This is a genomic window from Pseudomonas sp. LBUM1660, from assembly GCF_059695935.1.
In genome coordinates, this window is record NZ_CP166795.1 from 5,627,734 (window position 1) to 5,642,581 (window position 14,848).

The 14,848-nt window shown below is 61.0% G+C and carries 13 protein-coding genes and 1 pseudogene; 9 read left to right on the forward strand and 5 right to left on the reverse strand.

What is annotated here, in order from left to right:
- The first annotated feature begins 134 nt into the window (after window positions 1-134).
- From ACA068_RS26140 to ACA068_RS26155, 4 genes are all read left to right on the forward strand, one after another.
- Window positions 135-845, forward strand: a complete 711-nt coding sequence (locus tag ACA068_RS26140) for an ABC transporter ATP-binding protein (protein ID WP_497305803.1) — start codon at window positions 135-137, stop codon at window positions 843-845.
- A gap of 1 nt (window position 846) precedes the next feature.
- Window positions 847-2,112, forward strand: a complete 1,266-nt coding sequence (locus ACA068_RS26145) for an ABC transporter permease (protein ID WP_497305805.1) — start codon at window positions 847-849, stop codon at window positions 2,110-2,112.
- Window positions 2,113-2,123: 11 nt separating this feature from the next.
- A complete protein-coding gene (locus tag ACA068_RS26150) occupies window positions 2,124-2,636 on the forward strand; it encodes a DUF3299 domain-containing protein (RefSeq protein ID WP_497305807.1) in 513 nt (170 codons plus the stop codon).
- Between the two features lie 224 nt (window positions 2,637-2,860).
- Complete coding sequence (locus tag ACA068_RS26155; protein WP_497305809.1) at window positions 2,861-3,559, forward strand: OmpW/AlkL family protein; 699 nt, start codon at window positions 2,861-2,863, stop codon at window positions 3,557-3,559.
- Between the two features lie 75 nt (window positions 3,560-3,634).
- On the opposite strand, the gene pgnE is transcribed toward ACA068_RS26155, so the two are convergent.
- The 3 genes from pgnE to ACA068_RS26170 form a co-directional block, all read right to left on the reverse strand.
- Window positions 3,635-4,564 carry a UDP-N-acetylglucosamine epimerase PgnE gene (gene pgnE, locus ACA068_RS26160; RefSeq protein ID WP_497305811.1) on the reverse strand — a complete coding sequence of 310 codons (930 nt, stop codon included), beginning with the start codon at window positions 4,562-4,564 and terminating at the stop codon, window positions 3,635-3,637.
- Window positions 4,557-5,441 carry a sugar nucleotide-binding protein gene (locus tag ACA068_RS26165; RefSeq protein WP_497305813.1) on the reverse strand — a complete coding sequence of 295 codons (885 nt, stop codon included), beginning with the start codon at window positions 5,439-5,441 and terminating at the stop codon, window positions 4,557-4,559. Before ACA068_RS26165 ends, pgnE begins: the two co-directional genes overlap by 8 nt.
- A gap of 206 nt (window positions 5,442-5,647) precedes the next feature.
- Entirely contained in the window at window positions 5,648-7,765 is a 2,118-nt protein-coding gene (locus ACA068_RS26170) for a mechanosensitive ion channel family protein (protein ID WP_497305815.1), read from the reverse strand.
- 311 nt (window positions 7,766-8,076) lie between these two features.
- Here ACA068_RS26170 and ACA068_RS26175 point away from each other — a divergent pair, with 311 nt between their 5' ends.
- From ACA068_RS26175 to ACA068_RS26195, 5 genes and pseudogenes are all read left to right on the forward strand, one after another.
- Window positions 8,077-9,279: an MFS transporter gene (locus tag ACA068_RS26175; RefSeq protein ID WP_497305817.1), complete on the forward strand. Its 1,203-nt coding sequence runs from the start codon at window positions 8,077-8,079 to the stop codon at window positions 9,277-9,279.
- Window positions 9,280-9,489: 210 nt separating this feature from the next.
- Window positions 9,490-9,708, forward strand: a pseudogene (locus ACA068_RS26180) (DUF72 domain-containing protein); the annotation flags it as partial.
- A gap of 38 nt (window positions 9,709-9,746) precedes the next feature.
- Window positions 9,747-10,544, forward strand: a complete 798-nt coding sequence (locus tag ACA068_RS26185) for an endonuclease/exonuclease/phosphatase family protein (RefSeq protein WP_497305819.1) — start codon at window positions 9,747-9,749, stop codon at window positions 10,542-10,544.
- Complete coding sequence (gene clsB, locus ACA068_RS26190; protein WP_497305821.1) at window positions 10,541-11,833, forward strand: cardiolipin synthase ClsB; 1,293 nt, start codon at window positions 10,541-10,543, stop codon at window positions 11,831-11,833. The genes ACA068_RS26185 and clsB overlap by 4 nt, the downstream gene beginning before the upstream one ends.
- Window positions 11,820-12,821: a lysylphosphatidylglycerol synthase domain-containing protein gene (locus ACA068_RS26195; protein ID WP_497305822.1), complete on the forward strand. Its 1,002-nt coding sequence runs from the start codon at window positions 11,820-11,822 to the stop codon at window positions 12,819-12,821. Before clsB ends, ACA068_RS26195 begins: the two co-directional genes overlap by 14 nt.
- A gap of 129 nt (window positions 12,822-12,950) precedes the next feature.
- On the opposite strand, the gene ACA068_RS26200 is transcribed toward ACA068_RS26195, so the two are convergent.
- A complete protein-coding gene (locus tag ACA068_RS26200) occupies window positions 12,951-13,709 on the reverse strand; it encodes an alpha/beta hydrolase family protein (protein WP_497305824.1) in 759 nt (252 codons plus the stop codon).
- Window positions 13,699-14,808, reverse strand: a complete 1,110-nt coding sequence (locus tag ACA068_RS26205; RefSeq protein ID WP_497305826.1) for a DUF3182 family protein — start codon at window positions 14,806-14,808, stop codon at window positions 13,699-13,701. The genes ACA068_RS26200 and ACA068_RS26205 overlap by 11 nt, the downstream gene beginning before the upstream one ends.
- Window positions 14,809-14,848 lie beyond the last annotated feature (40 nt).

Sequence of the window (14,848 nt, forward strand, 5' to 3'; positions counted from 1 at the left end):
CCAGCCCCGCCCCTGTAGGAGCGAGGCTTGCACGCGAAGGCGTCGTTACAGTCGACATCTCTGTTGAACGTGATGACCTCTTCGCGGGCAAGCCTCGCTCCTACAGGGTTCACCACCAACCTGACCGGTTTCACATGACCCAAGCACTCATCGAACTGTCCGACCTGGGCTTCAGCTGGCCCGGCCATCCGCCGTTGCTGGACATCCCGGCGTTTCGTTTGGAACCCGGTGAAACCCTGTTCCTCAAAGGCCCCAGCGGCAGTGGCAAGACCACCCTGCTCGGCCTGCTCGGTGGTGTACAAAAGCCCGATCGCGGCAGCATTCGCTTGCTGGGCCAGGAACTGACCGAACTCGGCGCCGGTGCGCGTGACCGCTTCCGGGTCGATCACACCGGCTACATTTTCCAGCAGTTCAACTTGCTGCCGTTCCTCTCGGTGCGCGAGAACGTCGAATTGCCCTGCCACTTCTCCAGGTTGCGCGCCCAACGTGCGAAACAGCGCCACGGCAGCGTCGACCAGGCCGCCGCCACTTTGCTGGCTCACTTGGGCCTAAAGGATGAAAGCCTCCTCAGCCGTCGCGCCGATTCGCTGTCCATCGGCCAACAGCAACGGGTCGCTGCCGCACGCGCGTTAATTGGTCAGCCGGAACTGGTGATCGCCGACGAACCGACCTCGGCCCTGGACTACGACGCTCGGGAAAACTTCATTCGCCTGCTGTTCGCCGAATGCCGTGAGGCCGGTTCGAGCCTGTTGTTTGTCAGCCACGACCAAAGCCTCGCGCCGCTGTTCGATCGCCATCTGTCGCTGGCTGAACTCAATCGCGCCGCCACCCCGTTCGAGGTCTGAGATGTATTTGTTTCGTCTAGCCATGGCCAGCCTGGCTAACCGCCGCTTCACCGCGATCCTCACCGCGTTCGCCATCGCCCTCTCGGTCTGCCTGCTGCTGGCGGTGGAACGGGTGCGCACCGAAGCCAAGGCCAGTTTCGCCAGCACCATCAGCGGCACCGACCTGATCGTCGGCGCACGTTCCGGTTCGGTGAACCTGTTGCTGTACTCGGTGTTCCGTATCGGCAACGCCACCAACAACATCCGCTGGGACAGCTTCGAACACTTCGCCAACAACCCGAAAGTGAAGTGGGCGATCCCGATGTCCCTCGGCGATTCCCATCGTGGTTACCGCGTGATGGGCACCACCGAGGCGTACTTCGAGCACTACCAATATGGTCACCAGCAACACCTGGAAGTGGCCGACGGTCGCGCCTTCACCACCGACCCATTCGAAGTCGTGCTCGGCGCCGAAGTGGCCGACGCCCTGCACTACAAACTCGGCGACAAACTGGTGCTGGCCCACGGCGTGGCGGTGATCAGCCTGGTCAAGCACGACGACAAACCGTTCACCGTGGTCGGCATTCTCAAACGCACTGGCACCCCGGTGGACCGCACGCTGCACATCAGCCTCGGCGGTATGGAAGCGATCCACGTCGACTGGCACAACGGCGTGCCGGCCCAGGGCAAGGGCCGGATCAGTGCCGATCAGGCACGCAACATGGACCTGACGCCGCAAGCGATCACCGCGTTCATGCTGGGCCTCAACAGCAAGATTTCGACCTTCGCCGTGCAGCGCGAGATCAACGAATTCCGTGGCGAGCCGATGTTGGCGATCCTGCCCGGTGTGGCGCTGCAAGAGTTGTGGAGTTTGATGAGCACGGCGGAAAAAGCTTTGTTCGTGGTCTCGCTGTTTGTGGTGCTGACCGGGTTGATCGGCATGCTCACGGCGATTCTCACCAGCCTCAACGAACGACGCCGCGAGATGGCGATTCTGCGCTCGGTCGGCGCCCGGCCGTGGCACATCGCGACATTGCTGGTGCTGGAGGCGTTTGCCTTGGCGCTGTCCGGCGTGATTGCCGGGCTGGGTCTTTTGTATGTGGGCATCGCCCTGGCCCAAGGGTATGTGCAAGCCAATTACGGCTTGTATCTGCCGCTCGCCTGGCCCAGTGAATATGAATGGACGCTGCTCGGTGGCATCCTGATCGCCGCATTGCTGATGGGCAGCGTGCCGGCCTGGCGCGCGTATCGCCAATCCCTGGCCGATGGCCTGTCGATCCGACTATGAGGACGTTAATGATGCCCCGCGCTCTGCTTGCGCTGTTGATGCTTGTCGCCCTGCCGCTGTGGGCGGCCGAGCCGAAAGAGCTGACCTGGTCGGAAATGATCCCGCCGGACGCTGCACCGGAAGTGCCGAACATGACACCGCTGCACGACCTGTCGCAGATGAGCAGCGCCCTTGAGTCGGCGCCCGCCGCTAAACAAGACATGCCCAACGCGCCCGTGGTGAAAAACCTCGACGGGCAGAACATTCGCTTGCCGGGCTACATCGTGCCGCTGGAAGTAAGTGAAGAAGGTCGCACCACGGAGTTTTTGTTGGTGCCGTATTTCGGCGCCTGCATCCATGTGCCGCCACCGCCGTCGAACCAGATCGTGCATGTGAAAAGCGAAGTGGGCGTGAAACTGGATGAGCTGTATCAGCCGTACTGGATCGAGGGGGCGTTGCAGGTCAAAGCGTCGACCAGTGAGCTGGCGGATGCGGGTTATCAGATGGAGGCGGAGAAGATTTATGCGTATGAGCTGCCGGAGTGAATCCGGCAGTTTTGTTTTGACAGTGAGGGCCTCTTCGCGGGCAAGCCTCGCTCCTACAGGTCATGCGTAGCCCCTGATAGGAGCGAGGCTTGCCCGCGAAGAGGCCCTCAAAGGCTGCGCAAAAATCAGGCCCATCACTGTTTCATTGAGCTGAATCAAAAGACCGTATCAGACGCCTCCGTACCATTGGACATCGAATACTTTTAACGTCCTTTGGAGCACCCATGCACAAGTCCTTGCTCAGCGCTTCGCTGTTCGCCCTCGCGCTCGCAGCCCCGCTCGCCTACGCCCACGAAGCCGGCGACATCATCGTTCGTGCCGGTGCAATCACCGTCAACCCGAAAGCCGACAGCTCCAGCGTCAAGGTCGATCAAGGCCCGCTGGCCGGCGCAGACCTGGGTGGCAAGGCCACCATGAGCAGCGACACGCAGCTGGGTCTGAACTTCGCCTACATGATCGACAGCCACTGGGGGATCGAGCTGCTGGCCGCCTCGCCCTTCGAGCATGACGTGAAGATCAAAGGCACCGCCCTGGGCGCAGCCAACGGCAAACTCGGCACCCTGAAACACCTGCCGCCAACCTTGAGCGTTGTGTACTACCCGCTGGACGGGAAGTCCGCGTTCCAGCCGTATGTCGGCGCCGGCATCAACTACACCTGGATCTACGACGAGCACGTCGGCAGCGAAGCGCAGGCCAACGGCTTCAGTAATTTCAAGGCGGAAAGCTCTTGGGGCATGGCGTTTCAGGTCGGGGCTGACTACATGCTGACCGATAACGTGATGATCAACGCCCAAGTGCGCTACATCGACATCGACACCACGGCGACCGTGGAAAACAACGCGGTGGCTCCAGGCACTCGAGCCAAGGTCGATGTGGATGTTGATCCGTTCATCTACATGGTTGGTCTGGGTTACAAGTTCTAAGAACCGCAGCCGTAAGGGTGTAGGAGAACGAAAAAAGGCGCCTCGAAAGGCGCCTTTTTCATGACTGCGAAAATCTCAGCGTTCCAACAACCGCGCAAGCCCGACACTCATCGGTGTCTGCTCCGGAAAAGTAAAGCGCTCCAACAACCGCCGATTGTTCGCACGCGAGTGGCGGATGTCACCGGAGCGTGCCGGGCCATAACTCACCGGGGGCAATTGACCGACCACCACCTCCAGTGCTCCAAGCATTTGCTTGAGGGAAGTCGCCTGATTCCAGCCGACATTGACCGCGCCGACGTCGACCTGAGGTTGCTCGATGGCTTGCACCAGCAAGCCCACCAAGTCCTCGACGTAGACGAAATCGCGTGTCTGCTCGCCATCGCCAAACACGGTGATCGGCAGGCCCTTCTGCGCGCGCTCGCTGAAAATACTGATCACGCCGGAATACGGTGAGGACGGATCCTGGCGCGGGCCGAAAATGTTGAAGAAGCGGAAAATCACCGGCTCCAGGGCATGCTGGCGACGGTAGAAATCGAAGTAATACTCGCTGGCCAACTTGTCCGACGCATACGGCGTCAGCGGCGCCTTGGGCGTCTCTTCATCGATCGACTCACCTTCGCCATTGTTGCCGTAGACCGCGGCGCTGGAGGCGTACAGCACGCGCTTGACACCGGCCTGACGCATGGCTTCGCAGACATTCAGCGAACCGATGAAATTGCTCCGGTGGGTCTTCACCGGATCGTCCACCGAGGCCTGCACCGAGGCCACCGCCGCCAGATGCGCCACGGCGCTGCAACCGACCATGGCCTGGGCCACCAGCGCAGCATCGGCGACGTCGCCCACCATCAGTTCGACCCTGGGATTGTCCAGCGGCAGGTTACTGCGTTTGCCAGTGGACAGGTCATCGAGAATGCGCACCGAATGCCCCTTGGTGAGCAAGGCATCGGTCAGGTGCGAGCCGATGAAACCGGCGCCGCCGGTGATTAAAACAGGGCCGTCAGCCATGGCGATAAAACCTATCCAGTAAGCCCGGGAGTGCCGCGCGCCAGGCGCGGGGCTTGATCCCGAAAGTGTGCAGAATTTTCTTGCAGGCCAGCACCGCGTGTTGCGGCTCTTCGGCGGCGTCCGGGCGCGCGGCGTGAGCCTGGGCGGTCGGCGCTTCGATGGCCAGCGGGTGCAGGCTGCGGGCTTCGGTCAGGATCGCCTGACCCAGCGCCAGCGGCGTGGTCGCCTCATGCCCGGCGTAATGGTAGGTGCCCCACAGCGGCGCTGAGCAATCGAGTTGCTTGAGCACCGAAATGATCACCCGCGCCGCGTCGTCGACCGGTGTCGGGTTGCCCCGGCGGTCGTCGGCCATCAGCAATTCCTCCGGCTGTTCGGCGCGACCGAGGAACCGCCCGAGGGTGCCGTCGGGGCTGTCATCGAGCAGCCAGCCGAATCGCAGCAGCACATGTTGCGGGCAGGTGGCGCGCACGCTTTGTTCGATCCGCCACAAGGCCTGACCGCGCAAGCCCAACGGCACCGGTTCGTCTTTTTCGCTGTAGGCGGTCGCCCGGGAACCGTCGAACACCCGATAGCTCGACGGTTGCAGCAGCACGATGTTGTGGTGCTGGCACAGTTCGGCCAGACGCTCGACCGCCCGTTCCTGCCCGGCCAGACGCTGTTCACTCACTGTCTCCGCCTGAAACCAGTCGAAGTAGTAGGCGAGATTGATCAGCGCGTCCGGGCGGGTGTCGTCGAGCAGTTGCGTCAGGCTCGCGGCATCCCAGCCGTCTTGCGGTGGGCGGGGGGCGAGGAAACCGATGTCTTCCTCCGCACCGAGGCGAATCAGCGCCTGCCCAAGGGCATTTCCGCCGCCCAGTAACATAAGGCGCATTCGCATAGAGTCAGCAGGCCCAGTCTGATTGGAACGATGGCTTTATCGACAGCGCCCATGGGCGATGTCGTTGATAGTTGCCGGAATCGTTGCATTTTGCGGGTTTAGTGCGCAACCGTCATCCGTAAAGTGTAGATCTACGGGATTTGTAGTGCCTGTTTCGGCCCCTTAGCGAGCAAGCCCGCGATGAGGCCATGAGCAACAACACAAAATCATTGAGTACGCGGCTGCTCCGGCAGCAACACCGGCGAACTCTCAGGCGCCAGCCCCTCGTCTTCCGGTCCGCTCATCGCCTGCCTCGGCATCAAAACCTGCTGTGGATAAGTCTGCGCAAAATGCACCCACGGGCTGTTATCCACAAGCTTCTTCAACCGCTGGTTAAACGCCCGGCTCACCGCATATTGTCCACCTGACACCGTGCGGAACTGCGCCGTCAGCACCACGCCGTTGAGGTCCATTTTGTCGACGCCAAACACATCCAGCGGCCCTTGCAGGTTGTACTTGAGAAATGCGTCCTCACGGATCGAATCCCCCGCCTCGCGAATCAACTCAATCGCTTTGTCGACATCGGTGTCGTAGGTGAACTGCACCGAGAAAAACGCATAAGCGAATTGCCGTGATTGGTTAGTCACCGCTTTGATCTGGCCGAACGGCACCGAGTGCACAAAGCCTTTGCCGTCACGCAGGCGCAAGGTGCGGATGGTCAGGCCCTCGACCGTACCGGCATGGCCGGAGTCGAGCACCACCCAGTCGCCGATCGACAGCGTGTCTTCGATGATGATGAACAACCCGGTGATCACGTCCTGCACCAATTGCTGCGAACCGAAACCGATGGCCAGGCCGACCACCCCGGCACCGGCCAGTAACGGCGCGACGTTGATCCCCAGATTGGCCATGGTGGTAATCGCACAGATCACCACCAAGATGATTTTGATCGCATTGCGCAGCAGCGGCAGGATCGTTTTGACCCGCGTACTCGGCTGCGTCGTGCGTTTGTTGACCGGTGGTTTCAGCGCTTCCTGGATCGCTGTATCCAGCACCACCCACAGCAACCAGGTCACCAGAAAGATCAGCCCCATGCTGCTCAACGACTCACTGATCGCCCGCCCTACCGAGTTTTGCTCGGCAAATTCGAACAGCGACACGCCCCATATCCGCCCGAGGATTTCGATGAAGGCAACGGCCATGATGATTCGCAGCAACGCATGCAGCAGACTGAGAAAACGCTCTTTGTAGGCGCTGCTGTGCTGGATCGCTGCGACTTGGCGTGACTTGAACATGTGCTGGAAAATCGTGCTGAGAAACACCGTGGCGATCAGCAGGATGGTGGTGAACAACGCACAGCGCAGGGCTTTCTGATTGTCATCGCCGACGCCGAGCAGGTTGATCGCCGAGACCATCACCATCAGCAGGATCGGCCAGTACCAGAGCCCGGAAAAGATCCGCAGGGATTCTTGCAGCGACGGCTGTTTGAGGCGCTGGGCCAGGGGGCGGTTACGGATCAGATGCGCCACTGGGCGCCTCAGTCGAATCACCAATAAGCCGAAGATGATCGAGACGAAAAAGCCGGTGAGCACAGCAGCGCTGCTGGTGATGTTGCCGCCCAGTTGCCGGGCGATCTGCGGGCTGGTCAACGCATCGCTGAGCGCGGCGAGGAAGCCGATCAGGAACAGCGGCCGGGGGCAGTAGTCGCGGATGATCTGCACCGCGGTGCGCTTGTGGCCGGTGTTGAACATGACGATGACGCAGAGCAGCATCGAGGTCGAGAAAATGCCGCTGCTGGTGGCGTAGGCGAAACACAGCGCCAGCGCACGGCCCACCGAGGCAGGCAGGAAATGGCTGACATAGAGGGTCAACGGCAGACAGATCAGGGCCGGTAGCGTGTAAGGCAACACATAGTTGAGTAAATCCTGGCTACGCTGACGGCTTCGCAGAAAGCGGCCCTGATTCAAGCGTTTGGCGAGGATCCCGCCAAGCACGGTGAGCAAGGCAAAGCTGCCGAGCCAGACGCCGGACAACATCAGGAAGTCGCCAATCACGCTCCAGCCTGAACGGCTCGAGGGTCGATTGACCAGTTTGTCCACCTCATTCGCCGCCCGATCGGCCCGCAGGCGCCAGGCGTCGACCAGGTTTTCGTTGAGGTCGAGCTTGTCCTGAACGTCGTCGATGCTGGAGCTGATGGCCCCGAGCAGACCACCCTGCACCAGCGGTTCAGGCTTGGCAGGCTCCTCGGCAGCCGCGGGAACACCCGGCAGCGTGACGGCTTCCAACTCGTTGCTGCCAAGAAACAGCAACGCCCCCAGCAGTATCGCGGCCTTGAACTTGAGCAAAACGGGAAGCTCCTTGGGAAGGGTCTGTAAGGAACTGATCGGGAAATGGCGGGCAAGTTCGGTTTTGCCCGCATATAACCTACAACACAGGTCCCTGTGGGAGCGGGCTTGCCCGCGAAAGCGGTGTGTCAGTCAACAAGTATGGTGAAGCTGCTGGCCAATTCGCGGGCAAGCCCGCTCCCACAGGGTTTTGTAGTGCTCTGTCGATATTTGATCTGCACGCAAATATCAAATGCCCACCCCTCTATTTTTCCGCACAACCCAAACCCCGACACTGCGCTCCATCAATCAAACCCACCGGAGTTGCAGTCATGCCCATTGCCTTGCTCGCGCTGACCCTCAGCGCCTTCGCCATCGGGACGACCGAGTTCGTCATCGTTGGCCTGTTACCTACCATCGGCGCTGACCTCGGCGTCAACCTGCCGTCCGCCGGCCTGCTGGTCAGCCTCTACGCCCTGGGTGTTGCCATCGGCGCCCCGGTGCTGACCGCCCTCACCGGCAAGGTCCCGCGTAAATTGCTGCTGTTGTCACTGATGGTGCTGTTCACCCTTGGCAATCTGCTGGCGTGGAAAGCCCCAAGCTATGAATCGCTGATCCTGGCGCGGATCGTCACCGGCCTCGCCCACGGGGTGTTTTTCTCGATTGGCTCAACCATCGCCACCAGCCTGGTGCCGAAGGAAAAAGCCGCCAGCGCGATCGCTATCATGTTCACCGGCCTCACCGTGGCGCTGGTCACCGGTGTGCCGTTGGGGACCTTCATCGGTCAGCATTTTGGCTGGCGTGAAACCTTCCTCGCCGTGTCCGCATTGGGTGTGATCGCCTTTATCGGCAGCCTGCTCTACGTGCCGAAAAACATCGCCCACAGCAAACCCGCTTCGCTCTTGCAGCAATTGCAGGTGCTCAAGCAGCCGCGCCTGCTGCTGGTGTACGCCATGACCGCAGTGGGTTACGGCGGTTCGTTTATCGCTTTCACCTTCCTGGCGCCGATTCTTCAGGACATTTCCGGTTTCAGCGCCGGCACTGTCAGCCTGGTGTTGCTGGTCTACGGCATCTCGGTGGCGGTCGGCAACATCTGGGGCGGCAAACTGGCCGACAAGCGCGGCCCGATCAGCGCCCTGAAAATCATCTTCGCCCTACTCGCTGCCGTGCTATTCGTGCTGACCTTTACCGCCGGCAACCCATGGCTGGCGCTGGCCACCGTGCTGGTCTGGGGCGCAGTGGCATTCGGTAACGTGCCGGGGCTGCAAGTGTATGTGGTGCGTCAGGCCGAGCATCACACCCCGCACGCGGTGGACGTGGCGTCGGGACTGAACATCGCGGCGTTCAACCTCGGCATCGCCGGTGGTGCGTGGGGTGGTGGCTTGATCGTTGCGCATATGGGTTTGATCCACACGGCGTGGATTGGCGGACTGGTGGTGTTGGTGGCGCTGGGTCTGACCGCGTGGAGTGGGCGCCTTGATCGACTCGGCCCGGTCTACGCCGAGAGCTCAACCCGCATCGTCGCCGGACACTAAACCCTGTGGGAGCGGGCTTGCTCGCGAAAGCGGTGTGTCAGCGGCATTAATGTCGACTGACACTCCCTCTTCGCGAGCAAGCCCGCTCCCACAGTAGGTCGGTGTTGTTTTCCGGAGCGCAGACCATCCGTAGCCCCGTCGAAACTTTCTCGGTTGCCCCACGGTCATCAAAAGACAGGGGTAACCGAGGACCATTAGACGGGAGGCGACATGGCGACGATTCACATCGGTATTTCAGGCTGGTGCTACACACCCTGGTGGGGAGGTTTCTACCCGAAGGGGCTGACCCAGAAGTGCGAACTGGAATTCGCGTCACGGGCGGTCAACAGCATCGAAATCAATGGATCGTTTTATGCCCTGCAACGGCCTGAACGTTATGCCCAGTGGCATGCCGAAACCCCAGCGGACTTCATGTTCAGCGTCAAAGCCACCTGTCCCGGTGAACCAGTCGCCGAAGGCGTGCTGTCATGAGCATTTCCGAACCGGTCGGCCGTACCGACGAACAGCAATCCATCATCACCGCCGTGCGCCGTTTCACCGTGCTGACGGTCAATACCCACAAGGGTTTCACCGCGCTCAACCGGCGCTTCATCCTGCCGGAATTGCGCGAAGCGGTGCGCAGCGTGTCTGCCGATGTGGTGTTTTTGCAGGAAGTCCACGGCACCCACGAGCATCATCCGCAGCGTTACAGCAACTGGCCGACGATGCCGCAATACGAATTCCTCGCGGACACCCTGTGGCCGCAGTTTGCCTACGGTCGCAACGCGGTGTACCCCGCGGGTGATCACGGTAATGCGCTGTTGTCGAAATTCCAGATCATTCGCCATGAGAACCTCGACGTCTCGATCAGCGGCCATGAGAACCGCGGCCTCCTGCACTGCGTGCTTCGCCTGCCGGGCGATGGCCGTGAAGTGCACGCCATTTGCGTGCATCTGGGGCTGCGTGAAAGCCACCGGACGGAGCAGCTGAAGTTGCTGGCGCGGCGCCTCGAAGACCTTCCGGCCGACGCCCCGGTGATTGTCGCCGGCGATTTCAACGATTGGCGCCTGCGGGCCGATGCATTGCTCAAACCCTGTGGCCTGCGCGAGGTGTTTGCCGAGCATCTGGGTAAACCAGCGCGCAGTTTTCCAGCGCGGTTGCCGGCGTTACGCCTGGACCGCATCTATGTGCGCAACCTCAAGGCCAGCCGTCCACAAGTGCTGGCGGCGCGCCCCTGGTCACACCTTTCCGACCACGCACCGCTATCGGTGGAGATCGAGCTATGAGCAGCGCCCCGATGGAAAAATCCGTTGAACACCTGTCCACCACCCCTCCGGTGCGTGAACCCGGCGTGGTCGACGTCGAATACGGCTGGCAGGGCAACAATCTTGTGGCAATGCTGGAAAACGGCGAAGCCTATTTCCCGCGGGTGTTCGAGGCCATGCGCCAGGCCAAGACTGAAATCCTCCTGGAAACCTTCATTGTGTTCGAAGACAAGGTCGGCAATGAGCTGCAACAAGTGCTGATCGAAGCCGCCCAACGCGGTGTGCGGGTCAGCGCCAGTCTCGACGGGTTTGGCTGCGGCGAGTTGAGCAACGGGTACCTCACTGCGTTGAGCCAGGCCGGCGTGCGCCTGCAAATGTTCGATCCTGCACCCAAGCACCTGGGCATCCGCACCAACTGGTTCCGCCGTCTGCACCGCAAGATCGTGGTGGTGGACGGTACGATTGCGTTCATCGGCGGGATCAACTTTTCCGCCGACCACCTGGCCGACTTCGGCCCCGAGGCCAAGCAGGATTACTCCGTTGAAGTGCAAGGCCCTGCGGTGGCCGACATTCACCACTTCGCGCTGCTGCAAAGTGGCCGCCCGGCCCGCGCCAAGTACTGGTGGCAGCGCCGCCGGCAGCGGCGTTCGGAAATGGCGTTCAGCGACCACGACGGCCAGGTTCGGCTGGTGTACCGCGACAACGGCGACCATCAGACGGATATCGAAGAGGTTTACCGCCAGGTGCTGCGCAGTGCCCGGCGCCGCGTCGTAATCGCCAATGCCTACTTCTTTCCGGGTTACCGCTTGCTGCGCGAAATCCGCAATGCCGCTCGCCGTGGCGTGGACGTGCGGCTGATTCTGCAAGGTCAGCCGGACATGCTGGTGGCCAAACTTGCGGCGCGCATGACTTACGATTATTTGCTCAAGTCCGGGGTCAAGATTTACGAATATTGCGACCGTCCCTTGCACGGCAAAGTCGCCCTGGTGGATGAGGACTGGAGCACTGTCGGTTCGAGCAATCTCGACCCCTTGAGCCTGTCCATGAACCTGGAAGCCAATGTGCTGATCCGCGACCGAGCCTTCAACCACGATCTGTTCGAACGGCTTGAGGTGCTGAGCAATAACCACTGCAAGGCCATGTCAGTGGACAAGTCACCACGCGGACGGATCTGGCACATGACCGTCGGCTTTCTGGTGTTTCACTTCCTGAGTCACTTCCCGGCATGGGCCGGTTGGCTGCCGGCGCATAAACCTCGTCTGAAACCCTTCACTCATCCCGCCGGGAGCGACCACCATGGACCGCGTTGAAACGCACTCGGCACCTCACGACGACAGTGCAACACCCGCCCCGGTAGATAAAACACGCTGGAATCGCTGGAAAAAACCGCTGACGATGCTGTTTTTCCTGGCGTTGATCGTGCTGTTGACGATGCTTGCCCAGCGCATCGAATGGGATGAAGTGTTCCACACCCTGGCCAATTTCAAGGTGCGCACGCTGATCATTGCGTCCGGTCTGACGCTGTTGAGTTTTCTGGTCTACGCCTGTTTTGACCTGATCGGCCGCACCTACATCCGCCAGGACCTGACCTGGAAACAGATCCTGCCGGTAGGAATCATCAGCTACGCCTTCAACCTCAACCTGAGTGCCTGGGTCGGCGGCATTGCCATGCGATATCGCCTGTATTCGCGACTCGGCGTGAGCAAAAGCAACATCGCGAAAATCCTCGGGCTGAGCCTGGCGACCAACTGGTTCGGCTACATGGTCATTGCGGGCGCCGTGTTCAGCAGCGGAATGGTCAGAATGCCACCGGGCTGGAAGTTGAGCAGCGGTGCCTTGCAAGGTGTGGGGGTGTTGTTGCTGCTGGTGAGCGCGGGGTATCTGGCGGCATGCCAGTTCTCCAAGCGTCGGGAATGGGCGATACGCGGGGTGGAAATCAACCTGCCGTCCTTGCGCATGGCGGTACTGCAACTGGCCCTCGGGGCGCTGAACTGGTCGCTGATGGCGGCGGTGATTTTCACGTTGCTGCCGAGCAAGCTGGATTACCCGCTGGTACTGGGCGTGTTGTTGATCAGTGCGATTGCCGGGGTGATTACCCACATTCCTGCCGGGCTTGGGGTCCTGGAGGCGGTGTTTGTGGCGTTGCTGCAGCACGAGGCTTCGCGGGGGAGCCTGGTGGCGGGATTGCTGGCTTATCGCGCGATCTATTTCATCTTGCCGTTGCTGATTACGTTGGTGATGTATTTGGTGGTGGAGGCCAAGGCGAAGTCGCTGCGGATTGCCAAGAAACCTTCTTGAGATTTTTGGTGAGGCTGATGACGCTTTCGCGGGCAAGCCTCGCGCCTACAGATTGGGCGTCGACCACGATATTGCGACACACATAAATCCGTAGGAGCGAGGCTTGCCCGCGAAGAATTCAACGCCGATCTACTTCGATTGAATAATGCTCAACCGCTCACCCACCACCATCTCGGTAATCCAGTCCACCAGAATCGAGGTGTAGGCCTGCTGCGAAACCGGCTCGCTCAACGCGTGATCAGCACCATCGATAATCCGGTGCGTCAGCGAATGTGTCTGCTGGCACGCAGCGCGGTAGCTCATGATCGTCGAGTGAGGCACATAGTCGTCGGTCTCGGACTCCACGAGCAGCACATCCCCAGTGAATTGCGAGCACGCATGCAGGGCGCGATTGCTGTCGGCGCGCACCAGCGTGTTGCGGTAATCGCGCAAATCAGCCTTGTCCAGTTCACGCTTGGGCGTATGCCATTGATCGTCGCGATACAACGCCGGCACCCGCAGCGCCAGCCAGCGCACCGGACGCAATGAAGTCAGAATCGAGGCCAGATAACCGCCATAACTGGTGCCGACCACCGCAACGGCGGAGGTGTCGAGTGCCGGGTGGGCTAGCAAGCGGTCGTATGCCGCCAGCAGGTCGCGCAGGTTGTCTTCACGCGTCACCCGAGTCAGCGGGATGCCGGTCCCGCCGGTGTGCCCGCGCAAGTCAAATGTCAGGCACACGCACCCCAAACCGGCGATGCCTTTGGCCCGTTCCAGGTCCCGCTCCTGGCTGCCGCCCCAACCGTGCACAAACAACACGCCGGGGACTTTCGATTTGGGGCTCAGAAAGGTCCCGATCATCTGTTCATCGTCGATGTCGATCTGAATGGTTTCGCTTCTAGCCGTCATAGGATTTGACCGTTACGTACTTGAGAAGAAAATCGCTGTTCTCCGCCGGCCCGCGATACACCTCGATGGCGTCCGGCGGCAGCGGCTGGTCGATGTAGGTTTCCACCGAAGACACGCAAATCGCGCGCATCCCCGGATCGTTGACGAAGCTCTGCAACGCGGCCACTTCGGCACTGCTGGCACCGCCCATGCGCCAGGACTGTTCGAGCACCCCGCTGCGCTGTTTGCCGCTGCTGTCCAGGCCTTGGGCGATGTCGTAGTTGCGGCGCGAGGCGTAGAAACCGGGATAGGCCTCGTCCGCTGCGCTGTCGAACACTTGCGCCTGCCGGATCGCCAGTTGCACGTCGTCAGGCAGGTCCAGTTTCAGCAGGTCTTCGTAATACCCCTGCACCACCAACAGATTGGAACCTCCATAAACCTGCTCGCCCTGACTGTCTTCGGTCAAGTATTGATCACCGCAATAACTCAGCACCTTGCCGCCGATAAAGCTCTGGCCGACGCTGTGGGTGATCACTTTGTCGAGATCCTGCTCGAGCACCACGCCTTCAGTGAACAGTGCCTTGGCATCGGGGCGCGCCAGAACGGCGTCGAACTGGTCGAGGCTTTTGATCACTTCCTGCCCGCGTCCGGCGCAGGCATGAATCGGCTTGATGCGGATCGGGCCGGTGTAGAGCAAATGCTCTGCGGCCGGCCGCGCATCGTCGAGCGAGAACACGCTGAGGCCATCGAGCACGACGTCGCGCACGCGTTCGGAAAACAATGGTGACCAACCTTGCGGGGCGTGCGCATTTTTGTTGCGCAACCCGTGGCTGATGGCTTTGGTGCAGATGAAATCGTGGTCGACGTAACCGCCCCACAGATCCTCTGGCCCTGTGACGCCCAAAGCCTGGGCGGCAGCGACGCCGACCAAGGTCTGAGTCGGCAATAGATAAAGGTCCCGGCCGTTATGAAGTTCTCGGTCGTAACTGCCGCCGAACTTGAGCCCCAGGATTTGCGCCAGCCAGCGGGCCAGCGCGCGATTGGTTTCGACTTCGTGCTGGGGCGCCTCGGGGCGGACCGAGTGGGCGACTACCAGTTTCTTGCGGTTTGTTGGGGTCATGCGTCCCCCTTCAATCTGCATTTGATGAATGTCGTTAGAG